This is a genomic window from Exiguobacterium sp. s78 (assembly GCF_018618985.1).
Taxonomy (GTDB): domain Bacteria; phylum Bacillota; class Bacilli; order Exiguobacteriales; family Exiguobacteriaceae; genus Exiguobacterium_A; species Exiguobacterium_A abrahamii.
The window spans coordinates 207,156-226,886 of the sequence record NZ_JACSNB010000001.1; the positions used below are offsets into that span (position 1 = coordinate 207,156).

Sequence of the window (19,731 nt, forward strand, 5' to 3'; positions counted from 1 at the left end):
GACAGTTCGGATGAAAAGAGGCAACGATAGATGAATGATACGATTCGAGGCGGTGTCCTCGTCGGCATTATTTGTGTGATCACCGTCCTCCTCGTATGGGGGCTCGCATCACCACCGACGACGATTGAGTTTCCACATTTTAATCATGCGTAAGGAAACAAACTAGGAGATGACCGGTGGTATATCCGCCGGTTTTTGTCGTGCCTGAAAAACTACAGTTTGGTGTCGGTTCGTCCAATACATTGACACGCTTTTTCACGATAGCTAGAATTGATTAAGTGTATATAGGAAGCATTGCTTCTGCCATGCACGAATGAGTGGATAAAGGAGGCGAGTCGGAATCGACCGGGCAAGGACCCGTTCACGCAGAGAGAGCGTTCGTTTGAGCAATCGCGGACGGCATCTGTCTTTTTTTGAGTGGAATCAACGAATATGAAAATAAAATACATGTATCATGAATCGGAAGGAACTTACACTTATGCTGAAAGAAATGAGAAGTATCATCCGGGAACAGGTGGAGAATTTCCCCTTGATTCGCCGGTTGGCGCGATATGAAATCAAATCAGCGCATGCAGAGCAACGCCTTGGTCTTTTATGGGAGCTCCTCAATCCGGGTCTCCAAATCTTCATCTATTGGTTCGTCTTCGGTGTCGGTCTTAAAGGAAATAAGAACGTGGATGGCGATATTCCATTCATCGTCTGGCTTCTTTGTGGGATCGTCGTCTGGTTCTTCATCAATGACGCGTTACTTCGCGGCTCGAACTCGATCAACAGTCGTCTCGCAATGGTAACGAAGATGCGTTTCCCGATGAGCGCGATTCCATCGTATGTCATCCTATCGCGGATGTATCAACATTTTGCGATGCTCTTGATCGTCTTCATCGTCATCATCGCAAACGGTATCCCGATCACATGGAAGTTACTCCAGTTACCGTATTATATGATCGCGACGTACATTTTCGTCTATGCGTTCTCACTTTGTTTTTCAACACTTATCACACTTGTTAAAGACATCCAGCTCTTCTTGCAATCGATGATGCGGATGCTCTTTTATATGACACCAATCCTCTGGAACATTGAACGGTTCCCGGATTTCTTACACGGCGTCCTTCGTTTGAACCCTGTCTTTTATCTCGTCGAGGGATACCGAGCAAGCTTGCTCGGAGGGCATTGGGTCTGGCAGGAGTGGCCGACCGGTCTGTATTTCTGGAGTGTGACGCTTCTGTTGTTCACAGCGGGAACATTCTTGCACATCAAGTTCCGTAAATCATTCACTGAGCTCGTCTAAGGGAAGGAAATCGCCATGTCTATGATTAAACTCGACCATGTCACGAAACGCTTCGACATGGTCACGACTACGAAAGAAAAATTCAAGCTCTTGTTCAAGAATCAAAGCAAGAGCGTTAAAACATTCACTGCACTACGGGATGTCTCGCTCGAGATTGGATCGGGAGAAGTTGTCGGACTCGTCGGTATCAATGGATCCGGTAAATCGACGTTATCGAACTTGATCTCAGGTATCATCTATGCAAACGAAGGAGACGTCGCGATCAACGGTGAAGTTGCGATCATCGCCGTCTCACAAGGCTTGAAGAACGTCCTGACGGGGCGGGAGAACATTCGCTTGAAGTGTCTCATGCTCGGGATGGATGATGCAGAAATCGAGCGTCGGATGCCTGGCATCATCGATTTCGCGGATATCGGTGACTTCATCGATCAGCCGATCAAAAAGTACTCGAGTGGGATGAAGTCGCGCCTCGGCTTCGCGATCGCGGTTAATGTCGACGCCGACATCCTGATTGTCGATGAAGCATTATCGGTCGGGGACCAAACCTTCTACAACCGTTGCATCGATAAGATGAACGAATTCAAGGAAGAAGGCAAGACAATCATCTTCGTCAGTCACTCGCTCTCGCAAATCAAGAGCTTCTGTGAGCGGGTCGTCTGGCTCGAGTACGGTCAAGTCCGCCTCGACGGAACGACGAAGGATGTCTTGCCAGAGTATAAGAAGTTCCTCGCTGAGTATAAGAAGTGGTCGAAAGAAGAACAACATCAATATCGCCGCGATCGCTTGAAAGAACAAGCAGCGAATGCGCGGTCTGGTAAAGAAAACGCAGATTCAGCGGACACGGTCAAGCATCCAGGTTGGATTTTGTCGGGTCTTGGTCTCATCGTCCTCGCAGCAGGGAGTTTGATGGTCATTGACGAGACACCGTCTTTGACGAACCTCAGTGACGCGATCTTGAAGTTCTTTTAATGTTAAACCAGGTGCCAACGTGCATCTGGTTTTTTTGTGCTGTAAAGTAGGATTCTTACGTCAGTGTAGAGAAAATGAGTAACGAGAGAGAAGTAGAATCGGAAGAGCTGAGAATCCATACAAAAAAACGGAGTCGAGGACTCCGTTTGCATCAGGTTTGTGAGCGATCCATATAGGTTTTGACGTGTGGAGCTTCATACGTCGCGAAGCGTTCAAGTAGACGATCGGGATTTGACTCGACGATCAGCATCGCACGGTGTTCCGGAATCAGGAATCCTTGACGTTCCATCGTGTCAAATAGAGCGATCAAGGGATCATAGTATCCTTCGATATTGAGTACACCGCACGGTTTTTCGTGTAGACCGAGTTGCGCCCACGTGAAGACTTCAAAAAACTCTTCCATCGTACCGGGACCACCAGGGAGAATGATGAATCCGTCGGCAAGCTCTGACATCTTCGCTTTCCGCTCGTGCATCGAGTGAACGAGATGTAATTCAGTTAATCCTGGATGAGCAAGTTCCTTTTCTTGTAGAAAATGAGGTAAGACACCGATTGCCTGACCTTGAGCAGCAAGCGTAGCGTCCGCGACAGCGCCCATCGTTCCAACGCAGGAGCCGCCGTATACGAGTCCGATGCCGCGCGCGGCGAGCGCTTGACCAAGCGTACCCGCTGCCTCGCGAAAGACTAGGCTAGCACCATCTTTGGAACCACAAAATACAGCAAGTCTATTCATGAAACAGAACCTCCTTCGTTATCTTCACCATAGCATATTCGGTGATCGGACGGCAGAGTAGACCAGAAAGGAGATCGATATGCGACCACGTACGATTGTTTGGCTCGTCCTAATTATCGCAGCAATCAATTTAGGACTTGGGATATGGATGCCGGATACGTCGACGCGAACGACGATTAGTTCAATACTACTAGGTGTGATTGTCGTCCTCGGTATCTTTTACGTCATCGCGTTACGACAATCCTCAAAATAAAGAGAGCTCGTTCGACTCGTAGGAGTTGGATGAGCTCTCTTTTTGTCTGTTACGGAATTTCATTGTGATGGAATATTCAAAAAAATCTATTTTCATACACAAGTTCGACACATTGATGGATGATTTGTAAAAAACAAACAGTAATCAGGACATATGACTCGAGTCAAAAGTCATACAAAGTGAAAATAATGTGTAAAATACCATAATTATTCGTATTCGAATATTCAGAGGGGGTCTAAGGTTATATGATGTTGTTACGAAGCCATACGAAAAATAATAGGAGGTTATTTAAATGAACTTGAAAAAGAAATTGCTTTTAGTTTTAGGAACAGCGACACTATCTCTTTCTTTAATGTCAACGTCTCTTGATACGATTAATTCAAATAAACAATTAGCAAAAGAAATCCCATTCGAGTTTTCGGTAAAGCGTGATTTAGCAAAAGAAATTCCATTTGAATTCTCGGTAAAGCGTGATTTAGCGAAAGAGATCCCGTTCGAGTTTTCGGTAAAGCGTGATTTAGCGAAAGAGATCCCGTTCGAGTTTTCGGTAAAGCGTGATTTAGCGAAGGAAATCCCGTTCGAGTTTTCGGTAAAGCGTGATTTAGCGAAGGAAATCCCGTTCGAGTTTTCGGTAAAGCGTGATTTAGCGAAAGAGATCCCATTCGAGTTTTCGGTAAAGCGTGACTTAGCTTAAGAGATCTCGATAAGGCGAATCATTCGTCAAATACTAAGAAGTTCGATTTTGTGTCCAAAATAATCTGAGTATATTCTTTCATATTCAATAAATCAAAAAGTAATAAGGCATTCTTGTATGAATGCATAATTTCTTTATGAGAATGATTTAAAAGTTCTTGGCACTCACCTTTTTGGGAGTAAAGTTGACCTAACAACGACATATTCTTGTTTAGAAGACTAATATTAATAGCCTTTTGAACGATATCTAACGATTTCTGAACTTCATTAAGTTTCAGTAAGATTTTTGAGTAATTATAATGTATTCTAATTTTTTCGATGATTAGTTCATCACTATCATAGTCCAAATTCATTAATTCTTCATAAACGATTCGACTATGCTTATAACTTTTATTTTCGAAATGAAGAATGGCAATCGCCGATTTAATTCGAAGTATCATACTTGGTGAATAGTAAAGTGATGAATATTTTTCTGAGATTTGCTGTAATCCTATGATACATGTACGATAGTCTAATTTTTCTAATCTATAAGAGCTGAGTAAATAGAAATATCGAACAAGTAGATTGAGTTCTTCATCTAAGGGACTTGAATTTATTATTTTTTGAGTCTCAAAATGTAGCGCTTGGAAGTCACCACTTCTAAATCGATGTAGTAGTTTTTCATCTAGAAGTTTGAGAGACTCTCTAAAGTTGGTGTGATCAAGAAAAAGTGTCATAGGTACTTGTAGTCGACGCGATAACGCATACAGCAATTCGACTGTCGGCGAATGCGTGCCACTCTCGATCTTACTAATCTCTGCTTGACTGCAAATTCCGTTCGCTAAATCCTTTTGTGTCAGATTATGTTTCTTCCGCAGTCGGCGTAATGCTAAGCCGATTTGCGGTGACATGAATTGATCCATCGGCTCCTCGTCCTTTCGTGGAGATTGAACTGGTATAGGGTACCAACTTCTATTATAGAAGCGAACCAAACTAGATACTACTGATTTACTCGATTTCGTATCAATGTTTCAACGACCATCTCACTTGATTCAGAAAGGGGTACACCCATGACACTCATCCTAAAAGAAACGCGACGTAACATGACTTCATGCGCTTGGTGTCTCAATCCTGCTACTGTCTCCGTCGCCCCCCTCGCTCATCGGGAAATGGACCGGACTGCTACGAAACCTAAGGAAAACGTTAAATCGGCTTAATCCACAAAAAAGGACTTCATTCGGCTATTAGAATGAAGCCCTTTTTTCAATCATTTGATGAGAAAGGAGAGAGGACATGATCGGATTATCGCTTTTATCGGAACAAGACGGTTGGCTGCAACGTTCTCTACCATCGCTTGATCTGCAAACGTTTTGTGAGACGCACCGTATTTCGCTCGACGCGTTTGATTACGACGCGCATACGTTCCATGATTTAGTCGATTATATGGATTTTCAGGAGTATGAGCATTACGTCTTCGTCCTCCAAGGGGAAGGCGAACGAACGTTACGACTCGTCGCGTATTTGCAACACGAGATGTTGCATGTCCAGTTCCACTTGATTCGTCCAAATGGAGAAGTCTTATTCGGACAACCGGATTTCCTGAATGATCTCTTCTTACCACATGAAAACATGCCTGCTTCTGCATCCGTTCCAGTTGTCCATCATGCCCTTCTCTCATTGATGACAGGTGTGTACCCAGCGTCGGTACCACATCATCCGCAACCGTTACGTCATGTCTACATTGAAGACAGCTCATTACTGGAGAAGATTCCGGCAAGCAATTTCCAGGCGATGACGATCAACAGTGTCATCTATTTTGATCATCCGATGCGTCACGATCTACCGATCATCGAACTGATGAGCCGGACACCGATTCTGTTGACGTTTTCCGATCGTCTTTCTCCCTCACTTGATTCGCAATTAACGGTCTTATCGCGTGACACGCTAGCAGAGCGATTAGTGAACTGGCAACAAACGGGGCGGATTCAAAACGATCAATCGATGGGGATCCTCGATTATGCGACGTTAAGTGGATTACGCGTCTCGCATCGACTGTTCTTCTTTGCGGACGGAATTTACGCCGATCGACAGAAGACGATTCAGTTGAGCGCAGACCTATCTGTTGATATCGAGTCTTTCCGAGAACAGCAACCTCAACCTGACGCGCTGGCATCACAAACTGAATTAGAGCTGTTTCCGTTGCTGTATCAACTTGCCGGAACGTTTCAGGGAACGAGTCGTTTCATCACACCGTACTCTGATCTCGAATTGCCTCGGACATCCGGGCGGATCGGACCGTTGACGTTAATCGGCATTCAAAACGAGGAAGGCTGTTTTGCGTTCGACCGGACGACGTTACGTTTATTTGAGACGAACGAAGCATTCCTCTGGATTCTCGAAGCGGATCAAAAGGAACAGTTCGACATATTACCGGAGCGACTCGGCGCAGATTATGCAGAAGCGATTCAGCACTACAAGGAGTTGATGTATCATGGGTGATGTCTTATTTGGTCCATTCTTGCGTAAAGGGAGCTACTCGCGCGTCGAGGTGCTGAATCATGTTCAGGCAGATGAACGATTCGGTCAACTGTATCAGGAAGCGCAACAGTTAACTGAGGTCGATGAGTTGATGCTGTATCGACGTTATTTACGAAAAGGAGAGCGGATTCTATTTCATGGAACGTTTGATCCGGCGCTCTTCAATCTCTTATCGGATGAAGGGTATGATCTTTATCTGATCGAACCGGAAGCTGCACGGACGAAACAGATTGCAGAGAAGTATCAACATAAGATTTACGGCTGGAGTCATGACGTGACGGACGTCGTCGGTCCTGAGTACTTTGACCGGATCATCTTACCGGGAACGACGATTTTACGTTATACGCGTGGGGAGCTTCTGTTGTTCTTTCGAAACATCCGTCAATTGCTGCGACCAAGTGGACGCTTGCTCGTGTCCTTGTATCGCGTCGATCACTTAAAATCGATCGCTCATCCGATCGCGACGCGACGTTTTCAAAAAACTTTGCTGTTCTATGGCTATCAAGTCGATGGCGAACGTTTATTGTTCAACGCCTATCTCAAATCGGGGAATGAGGAAAAAATCAGTTATGCGGTCGAATATTTGTATGAACCGAACACGCTGTTTGAATTTGCGACGCTATCGCGCTATCGTGGACAATTTTTGTACGAAGGAAAGACGACACTCGTGCTGGAGTTCGAAAAACAATAAGTATAAAATATAATGTGATAATAAAAAGAAAAATATATGTAATATACTGGTTTGAATAGGTCTAAAGACTGGGTAATTGGATACAGTAGTTTCCTTTTCACGATTCGAAGTACATCATGAGAAAGAGGAGCCGGACGCATCATGGAAAATCAGAGCGGAAGTACCTTTCAGCAAAGTTGTCTATCGTTCATTGAGACCTTGTTTCCAGACGAATCTTTTCACTTCTTAGAAGAATCGAAAGCAACGGACGCCTTTGGTCATCCCGGTCGACAATTGTTCTTCTCTTCATCTACCCGTACTCTGAAATTCAGTGTACTCGCGCAGGCGCACCAGCGCTACACACGTGTATTCGTTTCCGAGAAAACAAGTGAAAATGCGTTTTTTCGTCAACTATTAGAAGCGACATATGAAGAGGGACAATTGTACATCGACCATATCGTTCAAACGGAATAAGAAAAAGGAATCAAAATCTGCTGATTTTGATTCCTTTTTTTACGCCTCGATGGAGGAAAGCCCTCGTTTTAATGCCTGATCAATGGACGTCGCCATCTCATCTCGGACGTCCGCTGAGACGAGGCGACCATCAAAATAGATTTCCTTCGATAAACTCAGGTGAACGAGTAAGTCCTCGAGAATGAGCTTCAGATCAAGCGGTTGCGAGGGTTCAAGCGCTTGTTGCATGAATTCATTCAACGAAGGATGCTGTACATACTTCGGATCGATGAGATCAATGACCGTCGTGTCTAAAGCAAGAGCTAATCGTTCTAGGACTTGAGGAGAGGGCATGCGCTGACCACGTTCGTAAGCGGAGATGTCCGTTGCTGTTTCCCCACACCGTTCAGCTAAAAACTTTTGAGTATACTTGTGTTGTTTGCGCAATTGCATGATTTTTTTACCTAGTGCACGATTCATGGCACTCCACTCCTATTCTTCAGGTCATCGTGTATAGTACTAATTAACCACTTTCATTATAAAAGAAACCTGTGAAATGTAAAATATCGTTTTTCAAGGAAACTAAAAAAATGAAATGGGTTAAACTAGAAATTGAATTTTAGAAAGAATCCGCCAATTTTCTGGGGTCTATGCTATTGTAAAATGATATTAAAAAAGGAGTGTCTTCATGAAAAAAATCACGTGGTCCGGCTACGTCGTCCTTGCCGTTCTATTGATCCTCTTCATCTCAAGTTCGATGCCGTATCAAGCGCAATCCATCAAACCAGGGTTATCGCGATTCATTCCGTTAGGATTCGTCGATCATCTGCGTTTCATCTCCTTTTCCTATCATGGAGAAGTTAGTGTCGCTGCCCTTGGACGAAGTGGCTTCATTGAGTTTTTCATCCGAAAAGCTGCCCATGTCTCGACATTTCTCGTATTAGGGATCGGATTGATTGATTTGACACGTCGTCGTCTGACACCAGGACTTGCCGTCTTGTTCGCCTATTCGTTAGCGATCATGGTCGCTGTCTTTGATGAATTTCATCAAATCTTGACAGGGGACCGGACGGGACTCATCCAAGACGTCTTACTCGATGGAACTGGCGCCTTGATTGGAATCGGATGTTATTTACTCATCTATAGGAAAAAAGTACGACGCCAAGCAGGAAGTGTTTCCTTCCAGCACGAAAAGAACAGGCATCACTTTTAACGAAGGAGACTGCCCTATGAAGACTTCCCATTTGTTGATGACGAGCGTCGGTCGCCGGACGAAGCTAGTCGAGTATTTCGTCCGTGAGATGCCGGACGGTCACGTCAGTACTGCGGATTGTAGTTCACTCGCACCGGGTCTCTATATGACAGAACGCCATCATCTCGTTCCCTGCATTGATGCACCGGATTATATCGATCATTTGCTAGAGTTGTGTCAGCGCGAACAGGTGACGGCGCTATTGTCATTGATTGATCCTGAACTGGAATTGCTCGCAGCGGCGACGGAACGGTTTGAAGCCATCGGTGTCACGGTCCTCGTCTCACCGATGGATGCCTGTCGTCTCTGTTTCGACAAGTACGCGATGTATACGTATTGTGTCGCGGAAGGGATTGCGCATGCGCGGACATATGTGACGCTCGAAGCATTCCGGAGCGCGCTTGCGCAAGGGGAGGTCCAGTTCCCGGTCTTCGTCAAACCACGCAATGGGAGTGCCAGTCTCCATGTCCAGGCGGTCTCCTCCCTTGAAGTCGTTGAAGGACTGTTTGCTGTTCATGCGGATTTATTGATTCAAGAATACTTAAGAGGACAGGAGCTCGGTGTTGACGTCTATGTCGACTGGTTGACGCATGAAGTGACGGATATCTTCATTAAGGAGAAACTCGTCATGCGTGCAGGGGAAACGGATAAGAGTCGCTCCATCAAACGCGACGATGTCTTTGAACTGGTCGAACACGTTTTACATGGAACCGGTCTTGTCGGTCCGCTTGATTTCGACCTGTTTGATGTTGACGGAACGCTCTACTTATCAGAGATCAATCCGCGATTCGGTGGGGGATATCCACATGCTTATGAATGCGGCGTCAATTTTCCGAAAGCGATCCGAAACAATCTGCAGGGACAACGTAATTCCCGACGCATCGGAGCTTATGCGGAAGACATCTATTTATTGAAACACGACACGGTGACGCTGTTGCCTGCGTCTCTGCTTGAGCAAATTAAAAAACCATAAGCGCGCGAAAAAGGAGTGACCCGGTAGTGATACCGGGTCACTCCTTTTAGGTAGAAGAGCAGAATCAAGAAAGAGAGACGCGTGCACGCTTGAGGCATTGCACGGCGGAGGTCCAGCTACCGAAGAGGGCGTTGATCGTCGAGGTACTCGGAACCGAGCGACCTTCTGCCCATTTCCGGTAATGAATGATACTGAGGGAAGGTAATTCTTCTTGCGCCTGCCGCAGTGCTTCAAGGACATCTTCTTCGACCCATTTCCGGCGAGGCGGTGCGATGTCGAGGCAAGCGAGGGCATCTGCCCATGAACCGTATTTACGGGCAATCGTCGCGACTGTCGGATGTCCATTTTCCTGTGCCCAAATTGCATACGTCTGTGTCGTCAGACGGGGGAGGACATCGGAAGCTTCGAGTAAGGCTGTGATGATGCGTTCTTCCGTCATCGAGATGGAACGTGTCATCTCGATCTGTGCTTCTTCGAGCGCACGTGACCAAGAACCGAAACGTAAGTTGATCAATGTCAAGGATGGTCCATGTTTCGCCTTTGCCCATTCCCGGTAGCTGTTGCTATGGAAAGGGTGTAAGCGTGTCGATGCTTCCTTGATGAAAGCAAGGATCTCTTCATCTGAAAAGTACGGACGAATCGATGAGAGACCGGCCGCTTGGAGTGCTTCACGCCAAGAGCCGAATACATTGATGATCGTCGTGATCGACGGAATATCTTTTCCAATCGACCAACGTGCATACGTCTTTGCGTCGAGAGCGGGATATTCGATACTAGCTTCGATTAGGCTATCGATGACTTGTTGTTCTGTCCATTTCTTCATGATGTCATACCCCTTTCGTGTAGGTGCTCTAGGTGTGGGTACTGTCGTGAGGTGGAATTCGACGAAGCGACGTATAAGCGAGAAGACTGAGCCAAATGAAATAAAATCCACTCGGTCTTACGAGAATGCTTTCCGTGAATTGAAGTAGTCCGAGCCAGCCAGTAAGCAACAGGGCGAGAAAAGTGAGATCCGTCGTCTGAATCCGAAACAGTCGATAGAACAGATACAGAAAGACTGCACCGTACAGCAAACAACCGATGAGTCCGAATTCATAAAGATGGGTGATCGGTGTGCTGTGAAACGTATAGAGAACTTGTTCGTTCAGTTGTTCCTGCAGACCGCGTGGGGCACTTCCAATCCCGTGTCCGAACCAAAGCGAATCAGTGGAAGCGCGCCATCCTGCTTGCCAAAGCGTAAATCGTCCGTTGAGACTGAGCAAACGGGGAAGCAGTCCTTGAAACGCAAAGACAGCTAGGAGAATCAAGCTTCCCGTTACGTAACATGCTGTCACCTGCATCCTGCGTCTCGTTCCTTCAACCATTCGAATACTCGTCAAGAGAGCAAGGAGGAGAAAAGAATAGATTCCTGTCTGCGAACCACTTCGAAGTAGGGCGATGGTGATGAGAAGGAGGAGAACAGCATGTAGAAAGCTTTGCCGACGTGGGAACTGTTTGAGTAGATAGAACCAAGCAAACAGTCCGCCTGGAACAAGCCACGCTGCAAACGTATTCGGATTGTTCATCAGACCAGCGAGGCGAAGGAATGAGCCTTGTTCCCCGACGTACAATTGTGGAAACGATAAGGGACCGATCCGAAGCCATTGCAGGTTTTCGACCGGGATATACTCTGAACCAAATGAGACGATGAGGGCATAGGAAGCGAGAAAGACGGCCTGTCCATAAAGAAAGTGACACAAAAGCCGTTGCCATTGTTCGATCGATGTACGCGAGAGCGAAGAGACGATGCCAACGAATAGCCAAGTCGAGATGAGGTAAAGCGAAGCGAGAACACGATCCGTATTCGCGTTAAAAAAGAAAAAAATGATATGAAATGTCAGATAAATCAGAAAAATGATTACAATTTGATGCCCAGTCGCTCGATTGGCACGATAGAACGGTCGTAAGATGAACCAACAGACGCTGAACAGAACGATATAGATGGGAAGCAACCAAAGAGACCACTGTTTCGGCAACACTTCGTCCGTAAACGATAAGGGACGAATCCAAGCATCGAGCATGATCCAAACGACTAGGATGGATAAGGCAAACGATGTGGGTATATTGGCTGATTTTAACATGATTTCTAAAGACTATCCACCCTTCATATAGGACTTATTACCGATTTAAGCACTTTTTAATCATCAAATTGGTATTTACCCTTATCTTTCAAAACATCATGCAGATAAATGAAAAAATATTAAGGAAACCGTGATCATTTTTTCGTGAATCGCGTTTTTTTCGTGATATGAATTCATGCTGTGAACTAGTGTCACGCAAGCGAGATAGCTACCGAAAAAAATATAATCATTTCCACCAAGCTCTAATTGTTTTAGGAACCGATTGGAAATAAGGTGTAGACATAACCAATGTCCATCCATTCGGTCAAGTCAGAAAGAGGTGAACAACAGTGAGCTCGATGCATCAAAGAAAAACCTTCGGAGATCATTTGACGACGCTCCGACGCGGCTGGTGGTTACTCGCACTCTTCATGATTCTCTTTGCGGGAGCCGGATATGCGCTTAGCACGTATGTCATCCCGAAGACATACGAGGCGACAGCCTACATCCTCGTCGTTCCTCAAGCGAACGCAGAGGCGACATCGACGCCGACACTCGTCAGTACCTATCAAGATATCCTACGAAGCCCAGAGGTCGTCGATCAGGTCGCCCAAAAGATGAACGTCACCGACAAGCGGTTATTCGATTTGACGGATCGTCTGACGGTCTCGAGCAATCTCGATTCGCAAGTCATCGCCTTATCCGTCAAGGATCGTTCAGCGGAGCAGGCAGCTATCCAGGCGAATACGATGACGGAAGTCTTCCAGGATTACCTCCCGCAACTGATCAACACGAGTAAGACGGAAGTGTTCTCGAGCGCACGGATTCCAACGAAACCCGTGTCACCGAACATTCTGATGAATACAGGCATCGGTGGCGTCCTTGGTCTGATGCTCGGACTCTTGATCGTTTATTCTCGCTCGTTAAGCAAAAAGGAAGCGACACGCGAATCCACTGATAGTTATCCGAAAGCGATTCCCCGCAGTCATTCATGAGAGAGGAGAGGAGACACCGTCATGCAGCATTCCCCGCTCACCCCGTACCGTCGGCAGTTGAAGATCGGACTCCTTCGCCTGATCGACGCCGGAATCATCGCACTCGCGACTGTCGTTACGTTCTACTTCTTTAATCCGCTCCATCTCACCGTCAACTTCGAGTTGCAGGACGCACTCGAAATCGCTCTCATCCAGTGGGTCGCCCTTACGTTCGTTGCACACTGGATGCGCTTCTATCAAATCATCTGGCGTTACGCGAGTCTTCGTGATCTCGCCGTTCTCCTCGTCGTCGTTCTCGCCAGCAGTTTCGTCTTACTTGGTCTTGAATACGCGTTGTTCGACTTCGCGGTCGAACGAGCGATCTTCTTGCAGACCGGACTCGTCTTGAACGGTATCTTATTCGTCCGTCTGTTGATTCGTGGACGTAGCTTAAGACTCGTTCCTGACAATAAGACGCTCGGCAAACGAACACTCATTATCGGTGCCGGTGCTTCCGGTCAGATGATCACAAAAGAACTGAAGCAAAAGAAGTCGCACATCTTAAACGTCGTCGGCTTACTTGATGATTCGCTTGAACTACGCGGGATGCGGATTCACGGTGTTCCCGTCATCGGAGCAATCGACCAACTCGAATGCATCATCGAGGAACAAAAAATTGAAGCGGTCGTCCTGGCAATCCCATCGTTACCTTATCCGCAGCGGGTTGAATTGCTGAACCGGATCAAACAAACCCAAGTCGAAGCGCATACGTTACCGATGCTCGTCGAACTGGCGTCCGGAAAGGTCTCGATCAAACAAATCCGTGAAGTCTCAATCGCCGATTTACTCGGTCGAGAACCGGTCGAACTCGATATTACGGAAATCGAACGAAGCGTTCATAGCGCGACCGTCCTCGTCACCGGTGCTGGTGGTTCGATTGGTTCCGAGATTTGCAGGCAACTGATTCGCTTCCGTCCTGAACGGCTCATCCTTCTCGGACACGGCGAAAACAGCATCTACCTGATCCGCCGGGAGCTCGAGTGTCTCAGTCGAGACATCCAGTTCGAATCCGTCATCGCCGATGTTCAGGACAGTGACCGGATGCTTGAAGTCATGCGACGGTTCGAACCAGATCTCGTCTATCACGCGGCAGCCCACAAGCACGTACCGCTGATGGAGGATAACCCAAGCGAAGCCGTCAAGAACAACATCTATGGAACACGCAACGTCGCTCGAGCGGCGGAAGTAGCCGGTGTCAAACGCTTCGTCATGATTTCGACCGATAAGGCCGTCAATCCGACGAGTGTGATGGGGGCGACGAAACGAATCGCCGAGATGGTCATCCAGCAGATGGCGCGTAACAGCGAGACGACGTTCGCTGTCGTCCGATTCGGCAACGTCCTCGGGAGCCGCGGTTCCGTTATTCCACTCTTCAAAGAACAAATCGCGAAAGGCGGACCGATTACGATCACCGATCCCCGGATGACACGTTACTTCATGACGATCCCGGAAGCGAGTCGTCTCGTCATTCAAGCGAGTGTCCTCGCGAAAGGTGGCGAAGTGTTCGTCCTCGATATGGGTGAACCGGTCCACATCACGACACTAGCGAAGAACTTGATTCACTTGAGTGGATTCACGGAAGAGCAGATCCCAATCGTCTACAGCGGCATTCGAAAAGGCGAGAAACTATACGAGGAACTGCTCGCTCGCGATGAAGTGCATGACGAACTCGTCTTCGACAAGATTCTTGTCGGTAAGACACGTCCCTTCGGATCCGTCGACCCGTACTTGCGTGAGATCGCCCAAGCGCTCGGACAGGACGAGGTACTTCGCCAGTATTTGTTAGACGTCACGAACGAAACCGATGCCGACCCGGTCGCACCGACGATGCGGATCGCTCGCAAATAGAGAGGAGGGAGAACGATGAAAACGGCCCGGCTGTCCCGCTTCAATCTCATCTTCATTGCCGATACGGCGTATTCGCTTCATCAATGGATGATTTTGACGCTCCTGATCAAATGGAGTACACCGCTCAACATCGGTTATTTCAACTACGCCCTTGCCATCACCGCACCGATCGTCATGTTCTGTTGGCTGAACGCCAGTACGATCCTGACGGCAGAACGGGCTGGTCTGACGAACTTCTGGCTCTTCATCAAGACTCGTTTTTCACTCCTCTCGGCAGGTGTGTTCGTCCTCCTTGGTGTCTATTATTTCTTCGGTGAAGCGGACATCTTATTCCTGACACTGCTCGTCTACCTCAATAAATACATGGAGTCATTCGCTGATCTCGGTTATGGTTTCCTGCAAGGACACACTGCCTTCAAGGAAGTCGCCGTCTCGAAAATCTTCCGGAGTCTCTTGAACGTCTCGGGCGCAGCACTCGTCCTCTTTACGACCCATTCGATTCATGGATTCGTACTCGCCTTGATCGCCGGAAACTTGATCATGCTACTCGCATACGACTTACCGACGATTCGCCGCGTCGGTCGCGGCTTTGACAATCAAGCACTCGACTTACGGTACCGATCAGGTAAGGAGCTGTTCCTTAAGGCGATGCCACTCGGATTCGTCGCTCTCCTGATCGCCTTGAACGCAAACATCCCACGATTGTTCGTCGGTCACGCAATCGGAACGGAAGAGCTCGGTTATTACGCCAGCATCGCCTATCTACTCGTACTTGGTAGTCTGTTCATCCACTCCTTGATTGCCGTCTTGCTACCGAACTTCTCGTCTGAGACGGGTGAACGCCAAAGTTTACCGGAACTGCGCAAGCTGACTCGTTCGATGTTACTGATGACGAACGTCGTCGGGATCCTGTTGATCATCGGAGCAATCTTCTTTGGTAAGTGGGGCTTGACGATTTTCTATAACGCGTCGTTCGTTCAATATCATCTGATTTTCGTCTTGATGATGGTCGCCTCACTCTTTTTCTACAACTCGACCGTCATTCAGGCACTGTTGACCGGCTTCCAGCAGTTCCGGATCCAGACGATCTCGATCTTCGGCAGTGTCGTCGTCAATCTCATCGCCTGTAGCCTGTTGATTCCGCTGTATGGTCTATACGGTGCGACGATCGCTTACACCCTCTGCGCCGTCACTCAGATCGTCCTGCTATTACCAGCACTGTATCGGTCTTTATATCCACGGGACGTTACGCTCGTCGTCGAACAAAGCAGTTAAGGAGGGAAGAAGATGCGACCAATCCTACTACTCATCGTTCTCGAAGCGCTTGCTTGCCAATTTGCCCGGTCGCTCTTCCCGGACACCTACGTGACCGCCTTGCTGCTCATCAACGCGGTGTTGTTTCTGTATTATCTGCTCCGTCAGGCAGAGACGACGCCACTCTTTCTCGTTTTCATCACAGCTTTCTTCGTCCGATTGGTCCTGATGTTCATCGATCTCGAGCTGTTCCGCTTACCGCCACACAGTGGTGACGACACGGAAGCCTTTCATCTCGAAGGTGTCCAAATCTTCACCGATCCGTCGACCTTCAATGATGTCGTTCGCGGCACCTATTCCAAGTTTCTCGGAATCTTCTACTTGATGTTCGGTCCGGAACGGATTCTCGCTCAGTTCTTGAACGTCATCCTCGGTGTCGTCGCTGTCGTCATCCTAGCGAAGACGCTGCAACGGTTACGCTTACCGGAACGCTACGTGTTTGCAGCAACACTGATCTTCGCGTTCTTCCCACAAGGATTGTTGCTCTCACCGATTCTCTTGCGTGACCAGATCGTCGCCCTTGGCATCGTCTACACACTTTACTACATGGTGCGCTGGACGGAAGAGAAGTCCGGATGGTATATGGCGCTCGCGTATCTCGGCTACTTCGTCAGTACGATGTTCCACTCCGGTCTTGCTGTCGGGATTATCGTCTTACTCGTCTATTTCTCATTTTATAGCCATGAGACACGACGAATGGACTTTGAACCGACTAAGGTACAGCGACTGATCTTTCAAGTACTGATCGTCGGCTTCATCGTCTACAGCTTCCAGGACGTCTTGTTCGCGAAGTTCACTCACGTCTCAGAAAACGGACAGTTATTCAGCGGGATGAGTTACGACCGTGGCGGCTCCGCTTATCTGAACGGATTGATGGTGACAGGTCCAGCTGACATGATTCTCTACTCGCCGATTCGGACGATTTACTTCTTGTTCTCACCGTTCCCGTGGCAATGGTCGATCGTCATGAACATTCTGATTTTCTTCCTTGACGCCATCTTCTACTTCATCGCCTGTTTTGCGATCGTCCGGTCCTTTAAACTGATACGTCAGCATCCGTTCGGCAGCGTCCTCTTCTTCTTTTTCCTTCTCTTTGCGCTTAACGCCGCCATCTTCGGTCTAGGAACCGGCAATGTCGGAACGGCCATCCGACACCGGTATAAGTTGTTCCCGATGTTACTCATCGTCTACACATCCGTTCACTACATGCGCTGGCAAGCGCGCCACTACTTCGAGGAGGTCGAACACCGTGCCGAATAAAACGATCTTAATTACAGGTATCGCAGGCTTCATTGGATTTCACGCCGCACGTCGTTTCATCCGGGAGGGTTACCGGGTTATCGGACTCGATGAAGTGAACGACTATTACGACCCGACGTTAAAAGAAGCACGGCTCGCTGAACTCGGAACGAACTACACGTTTTACCGGGTCTCACTCGAAGAGACGGCAGCCGTCGCGCAGATTTTCGAACAGGAATCGATCGATCTCGTTCTCCACCTGGCAGCACAAGCAGGGGTACGGTACAGCATCGATCGACCGGATGTCTACATGACGTCAAACATCGTCGGCTTTCTCTCGATTCTAGAGGCGTGTCGGCATTACCCAGTCGAACAATTGATTTACGCTTCCTCCAGTTCCGTCTACGGATCGAATACGAAGATGCCGTTCGCGACGACGGATGCCGTCGATCATCCGCTAAGTCTTTACGCCGCTTCGAAAAAAGCGAACGAACTGATGGCTCACACCTACAGTAGTCTCTACGGGATCAAGACGACAGGACTTCGCTTCTTCAGCGTCTACGGTCCATGGGGACGCCCGGATATGGCATTGTTCAAGTTCACGGAGGCAATTGCGAAGGGCGAACCGATTGATCTCTACAACTACGGCGAGATGGGACGGGACTTCACTTACGTCGACGACATCATCGAAAGCATCTATCGCCTGTTCCAGACTGAACCGGAAGTCGACGAAGCGTTCGATGCCTCGAATCCCTTACCGGATCGCAGTAACGTTCCGTATCGTGTCTACAACATCGGTAGCCATAGCCCGATTCGCTTAAATGAATTCGTCGCTTTGATCGAACGACGTCTCGGTAAGACCGCGATCAAGAATGGGATGCCGTTACAGCCGGGGGATGTCCCGGAAAGTTTCGCCGACGTCTCCTCGCTATTCGAGACGATCGGGTACCGACCACAGACGACGGTCGAAGCCGGCATCAACGCATTCATCGACTGGTATGAGAGTCACTACTTGCTGAAGGAGGAAATCCAAGATGGCGCTTAAGGAGGAATTCTACTACCGCTCTCCAATCTTCATCCAAAATTGGCTGACATCGTTATACGGACGCAAGTTGATGCAAGAACGATACGGTCCCTTCTATGAACAGAAGATGAAGGAACTTCGAATGAAGGATCGGACGCAGGATTATAAAGCGGAACAACTCGATCGCCTGAATGCCTTCCTCGCTTTCGTCGTGACGCATACACCGTACTACACACAACTCTTTTACGAACATGACATCCAGTTACCGTTGACGTCACTCGAGCAGCTGAAGACGATTCCGATCCTTGAAAAAGAGACGCTTCGCCAAAAAAACGATGCGTTCATGTCCCGCGTCGATGCGCCGGTTCGAGGACGGACGGGCGGAACGAGCGGAAAGTCGCTCCAAGTCGCGTTCATGCGCGAGGACGTCCAGGAACGAATGGCTCATCTCGACTACTTCAAGGAACGTCATGGCTTCCATGCCGGGATGCGCAGAGCGAGCTTCACCGGTCGGACACTGACGGCCGTCGATCAAAAGAAACCAATCTTCTGGCGGATGAACCGACCACTCAATCAGTTGCTCGTCTCGATCTTTCACATGAAGGAAGAAAACTTCCCAGCTTATATCGAGGAGCTGAATCGCTTTCAGCCACGAGCGCTCGACGGCACACCGACGGCGATGGTCGAAATCGCACGCTATATGCTAAAGCATCACATTCGATTGGATATTCCACTGATCGCCATCTTCCCGACATCGGAAACGGTGACGGAGGAAATGCGCTCAATCCTTGAGGAAGCGTTCGGCGTTCCAGTTTTCGATCAATACGGTTCCTCAGAAGGCGCACCGATCATCTCAGAATGCAGTCATCGAAAACTACATCTCCACCACGAGACGGGCATCATCGAACCGTATGGAGAGGATGGCGAGGTCGTCGTCACGTGTTTTACGACACGCGGGACACCGCTGATTCGTTACCGGATCGGTGACCGGATGACACTGAGTGACGAGACATGTAGTTGTGATCTAAACGGACCGGTCATCGCTTCGATCGATGGACGGGGAACGAGTTACATCCTCAGCGAAAAGCGGGGCAAAGTGTTCGAAGGGGACATCACGACGATTGCCCGCGAACTACCGAACTCGGTCTTGCGACTTCAAGTCGAGCAGCACGCGTTGAATCACGTGACACTCCGATATATTCCAGACGCCAAACGCTTCCACCCGAAACACGAACAGATCCTCTTGAACGAGATGCGTAAGTTGCTCGGCTCCGGGATGAAGATCGTTCTCGAGCCGGTCGAACAAGTCAAACAAGAACCGAACGGAAAAACGTTGATCGTCAAACAGTCGATGAAATAGGAGGAACCCACC

The 19,731-nt window shown here is 48.2% G+C and carries 21 protein-coding genes; 16 read left to right on the forward strand and 5 right to left on the reverse strand.

Features of this window, described 5'->3' with window-relative positions:
• The first annotated feature begins 30 nt into the window (after window positions 1-30).
• The 3 genes from KNQ18_RS17395 to KNQ18_RS01030 all read left to right on the forward strand — a co-directional run bounded on the left by KNQ18_RS17395 (window position 31) and on the right by KNQ18_RS01030 (window position 2,257).
• Complete coding sequence (locus KNQ18_RS17395) at window positions 31-153, forward strand: hypothetical protein (protein ID WP_255359374.1); 123 nt, start codon at window positions 31-33, stop codon at window positions 151-153.
• Window positions 154-478: 325 nt separating this feature from the next.
• Entirely contained in the window at window positions 479-1,288 is an 810-nt protein-coding gene (locus tag KNQ18_RS01025) for an ABC transporter permease (protein ID WP_050678164.1), read from the forward strand.
• Window positions 1,289-1,303: 15 nt separating this feature from the next.
• The gene (locus KNQ18_RS01030) at window positions 1,304-2,257 is read left to right on the forward strand and encodes an ABC transporter ATP-binding protein (RefSeq protein ID WP_058705433.1); all 954 of its coding nucleotides are present in this window, start codon (window positions 1,304-1,306) and stop codon (window positions 2,255-2,257) included.
• 151 nt (window positions 2,258-2,408) lie between these two features.
• Here KNQ18_RS01030 and KNQ18_RS01035 read toward each other — a convergent pair whose 3' ends face one another.
• Window positions 2,409-2,990: an LOG family protein gene (locus KNQ18_RS01035; RefSeq protein WP_215083591.1), complete on the reverse strand. Its 582-nt coding sequence runs from the start codon at window positions 2,988-2,990 to the stop codon at window positions 2,409-2,411.
• Window positions 2,991-3,069: 79 nt separating this feature from the next.
• Between KNQ18_RS01035 and KNQ18_RS01040 the strand changes: the two genes are divergently transcribed.
• Both KNQ18_RS01040 and KNQ18_RS01045 read left to right on the forward strand, forming a co-directional pair.
• Window positions 3,070-3,243, forward strand: a complete 174-nt coding sequence (locus tag KNQ18_RS01040) for a hypothetical protein (RefSeq protein WP_023469413.1) — start codon at window positions 3,070-3,072, stop codon at window positions 3,241-3,243.
• 292 nt (window positions 3,244-3,535) lie between these two features.
• Entirely contained in the window at window positions 3,536-3,937 is a 402-nt protein-coding gene (locus KNQ18_RS01045) for a hypothetical protein (RefSeq protein ID WP_215083593.1), read from the forward strand.
• Window positions 3,938-3,956: 19 nt separating this feature from the next.
• On the opposite strand, the gene KNQ18_RS01050 is transcribed toward KNQ18_RS01045, so the two are convergent.
• Entirely contained in the window at window positions 3,957-4,838 is an 882-nt protein-coding gene (locus tag KNQ18_RS01050) for a helix-turn-helix domain-containing protein (protein ID WP_215083595.1), read from the reverse strand.
• A 370-nt stretch (window positions 4,839-5,208) separates the two neighbouring features.
• On the opposite strand from KNQ18_RS01050, the gene KNQ18_RS01055 reads away from it, so the two are divergent.
• From KNQ18_RS01055 to KNQ18_RS01065, 3 genes are all read left to right on the forward strand, one after another.
• Complete coding sequence (locus tag KNQ18_RS01055) at window positions 5,209-6,414, forward strand: hypothetical protein (RefSeq protein ID WP_215083597.1); 1,206 nt, start codon at window positions 5,209-5,211, stop codon at window positions 6,412-6,414.
• Complete coding sequence (locus KNQ18_RS01060) at window positions 6,407-7,144, forward strand: class I SAM-dependent methyltransferase (RefSeq protein WP_251133278.1); 738 nt, start codon at window positions 6,407-6,409, stop codon at window positions 7,142-7,144. Before KNQ18_RS01055 ends, KNQ18_RS01060 begins: the two co-directional genes overlap by 8 nt.
• 141 nt (window positions 7,145-7,285) lie before the next feature.
• The gene (locus KNQ18_RS01065) at window positions 7,286-7,597 is read left to right on the forward strand and encodes a hypothetical protein (protein ID WP_133207766.1); all 312 of its coding nucleotides are present in this window, start codon (window positions 7,286-7,288) and stop codon (window positions 7,595-7,597) included.
• A 39-nt stretch (window positions 7,598-7,636) separates the two neighbouring features.
• Here the strand turns inward: KNQ18_RS01065 and KNQ18_RS01070 are convergent, their stop codons facing one another.
• Window positions 7,637-8,056 carry a helix-turn-helix domain-containing protein gene (locus KNQ18_RS01070; protein ID WP_064299317.1) on the reverse strand — a complete coding sequence of 140 codons (420 nt, stop codon included), beginning with the start codon at window positions 8,054-8,056 and terminating at the stop codon, window positions 7,637-7,639.
• A gap of 208 nt (window positions 8,057-8,264) precedes the next feature.
• Between KNQ18_RS01070 and KNQ18_RS01075 the strand changes: the two genes are divergently transcribed.
• Window positions 8,265-8,789, forward strand: coding sequence for a VanZ family protein (locus tag KNQ18_RS01075; protein WP_050678156.1), 525 nt, complete (start codon window positions 8,265-8,267; stop codon window positions 8,787-8,789).
• Between the two features lie 16 nt (window positions 8,790-8,805).
• On the forward strand, window positions 8,806-9,801 hold the full coding sequence (locus KNQ18_RS01080; RefSeq protein WP_215083599.1) for an ATP-grasp domain-containing protein: 996 nt from the start codon (window positions 8,806-8,808) through the stop codon (window positions 9,799-9,801).
• 64 nt (window positions 9,802-9,865) lie between these two features.
• Here the strand turns inward: KNQ18_RS01080 and KNQ18_RS01085 are convergent, their stop codons facing one another.
• Together KNQ18_RS01085 and KNQ18_RS01090 are read right to left on the reverse strand one after the other, a co-directional pair.
• Complete coding sequence (locus KNQ18_RS01085) at window positions 9,866-10,624, reverse strand: homing endonuclease associated repeat-containing protein (RefSeq protein WP_029342637.1); 759 nt, start codon at window positions 10,622-10,624, stop codon at window positions 9,866-9,868.
• A 28-nt stretch (window positions 10,625-10,652) separates the two neighbouring features.
• The gene (locus tag KNQ18_RS01090) at window positions 10,653-11,921 is read right to left on the reverse strand and encodes an O-antigen ligase family protein (protein WP_215083601.1); all 1,269 of its coding nucleotides are present in this window, start codon (window positions 11,919-11,921) and stop codon (window positions 10,653-10,655) included.
• A gap of 338 nt (window positions 11,922-12,259) precedes the next feature.
• Between KNQ18_RS01090 and KNQ18_RS01095 the strand changes: the two genes are divergently transcribed.
• The 6 genes from KNQ18_RS01095 to KNQ18_RS01120 are packed head-to-tail and all read left to right on the forward strand — an operon-like array spanning window position 12,260 to window position 19,719.
• Entirely contained in the window at window positions 12,260-12,895 is a 636-nt protein-coding gene (locus KNQ18_RS01095) for a YveK family protein (protein ID WP_231884634.1), read from the forward strand.
• 21 nt (window positions 12,896-12,916) lie between these two features.
• Window positions 12,917-14,782 carry a polysaccharide biosynthesis protein gene (locus tag KNQ18_RS01100; RefSeq protein WP_214771518.1) on the forward strand — a complete coding sequence of 622 codons (1,866 nt, stop codon included), beginning with the start codon at window positions 12,917-12,919 and terminating at the stop codon, window positions 14,780-14,782.
• 15 nt (window positions 14,783-14,797) lie between these two features.
• The gene (locus KNQ18_RS01105) at window positions 14,798-16,057 is read left to right on the forward strand and encodes an oligosaccharide flippase family protein (protein WP_215083603.1); all 1,260 of its coding nucleotides are present in this window, start codon (window positions 14,798-14,800) and stop codon (window positions 16,055-16,057) included.
• A gap of 12 nt (window positions 16,058-16,069) precedes the next feature.
• Window positions 16,070-17,356, forward strand: coding sequence for a glycosyltransferase family 39 protein (locus KNQ18_RS01110; protein WP_215083605.1), 1,287 nt, complete (start codon window positions 16,070-16,072; stop codon window positions 17,354-17,356).
• The gene (locus KNQ18_RS01115; RefSeq protein WP_215083607.1) at window positions 17,346-18,380 is read left to right on the forward strand and encodes an NAD-dependent epimerase; all 1,035 of its coding nucleotides are present in this window, start codon (window positions 17,346-17,348) and stop codon (window positions 18,378-18,380) included. The genes KNQ18_RS01110 and KNQ18_RS01115 overlap by 11 nt, the downstream gene beginning before the upstream one ends.
• Window positions 18,370-19,719 carry a phenylacetate--CoA ligase family protein gene (locus tag KNQ18_RS01120; RefSeq protein WP_215083609.1) on the forward strand — a complete coding sequence of 450 codons (1,350 nt, stop codon included), beginning with the start codon at window positions 18,370-18,372 and terminating at the stop codon, window positions 19,717-19,719. Before KNQ18_RS01115 ends, KNQ18_RS01120 begins: the two co-directional genes overlap by 11 nt.
• Window positions 19,720-19,731: the final 12 nt, after the last annotated feature.

Bases quoted from the DNA above. Each gene is read 5' to 3' on its own strand.
- KNQ18_RS01045 (WP_215083593.1), top strand. From the start codon at position 3,536: ATGAACTTGAAAAAGAAATTGCTTTTAGTTTTAGGAACAGCGACACTA.
- KNQ18_RS01090 (WP_215083601.1), bottom strand. From the start codon at position 11,921: ATGTTAAAATCAGCCAATATACCCACATCGTTTGCCTTATCCATCCTA.
- KNQ18_RS01030 (WP_058705433.1), top strand. From the start codon at position 1,304: ATGTCTATGATTAAACTCGACCATGTCACGAAACGCTTCGACATGGTC.
- KNQ18_RS01025 (WP_050678164.1), top strand. From the start codon at position 479: ATGCTGAAAGAAATGAGAAGTATCATCCGGGAACAGGTGGAGAATTTC.
- KNQ18_RS01100 (WP_214771518.1), top strand. From the start codon at position 12,917: ATGCAGCATTCCCCGCTCACCCCGTACCGTCGGCAGTTGAAGATCGGA.
- KNQ18_RS01095 (WP_231884634.1), top strand. From the start codon at position 12,260: ATGCATCAAAGAAAAACCTTCGGAGATCATTTGACGACGCTCCGACGC.
- KNQ18_RS01065 (WP_133207766.1), top strand. From the start codon at position 7,286: ATGGAAAATCAGAGCGGAAGTACCTTTCAGCAAAGTTGTCTATCGTTC.
- KNQ18_RS01105 (WP_215083603.1), top strand. From the start codon at position 14,798: ATGAAAACGGCCCGGCTGTCCCGCTTCAATCTCATCTTCATTGCCGAT.
- KNQ18_RS01055 (WP_215083597.1), top strand. From the start codon at position 5,209: ATGATCGGATTATCGCTTTTATCGGAACAAGACGGTTGGCTGCAACGT.
- KNQ18_RS17395 (WP_255359374.1), top strand. From the start codon at position 31: ATGAATGATACGATTCGAGGCGGTGTCCTCGTCGGCATTATTTGTGTG.
- KNQ18_RS01040 (WP_023469413.1), top strand. From the start codon at position 3,070: ATGCGACCACGTACGATTGTTTGGCTCGTCCTAATTATCGCAGCAATC.
- KNQ18_RS01070 (WP_064299317.1), bottom strand. From the start codon at position 8,056: ATGAATCGTGCACTAGGTAAAAAAATCATGCAATTGCGCAAACAACAC.
- KNQ18_RS01085 (WP_029342637.1), bottom strand. From the start codon at position 10,624: ATGAAGAAATGGACAGAACAACAAGTCATCGATAGCCTAATCGAAGCT.
- KNQ18_RS01050 (WP_215083595.1), bottom strand. From the start codon at position 4,838: ATGGATCAATTCATGTCACCGCAAATCGGCTTAGCATTACGCCGACTG.
- KNQ18_RS01110 (WP_215083605.1), top strand. From the start codon at position 16,070: ATGCGACCAATCCTACTACTCATCGTTCTCGAAGCGCTTGCTTGCCAA.
- KNQ18_RS01075 (WP_050678156.1), top strand. From the start codon at position 8,265: ATGAAAAAAATCACGTGGTCCGGCTACGTCGTCCTTGCCGTTCTATTG.
- KNQ18_RS01060 (WP_251133278.1), top strand. From the start codon at position 6,407: ATGGGTGATGTCTTATTTGGTCCATTCTTGCGTAAAGGGAGCTACTCG.
- KNQ18_RS01120 (WP_215083609.1), top strand. From the start codon at position 18,370: ATGGCGCTTAAGGAGGAATTCTACTACCGCTCTCCAATCTTCATCCAA.
- KNQ18_RS01080 (WP_215083599.1), top strand. From the start codon at position 8,806: ATGAAGACTTCCCATTTGTTGATGACGAGCGTCGGTCGCCGGACGAAG.
- KNQ18_RS01035 (WP_215083591.1), bottom strand. From the start codon at position 2,990: ATGAATAGACTTGCTGTATTTTGTGGTTCCAAAGATGGTGCTAGCCTA.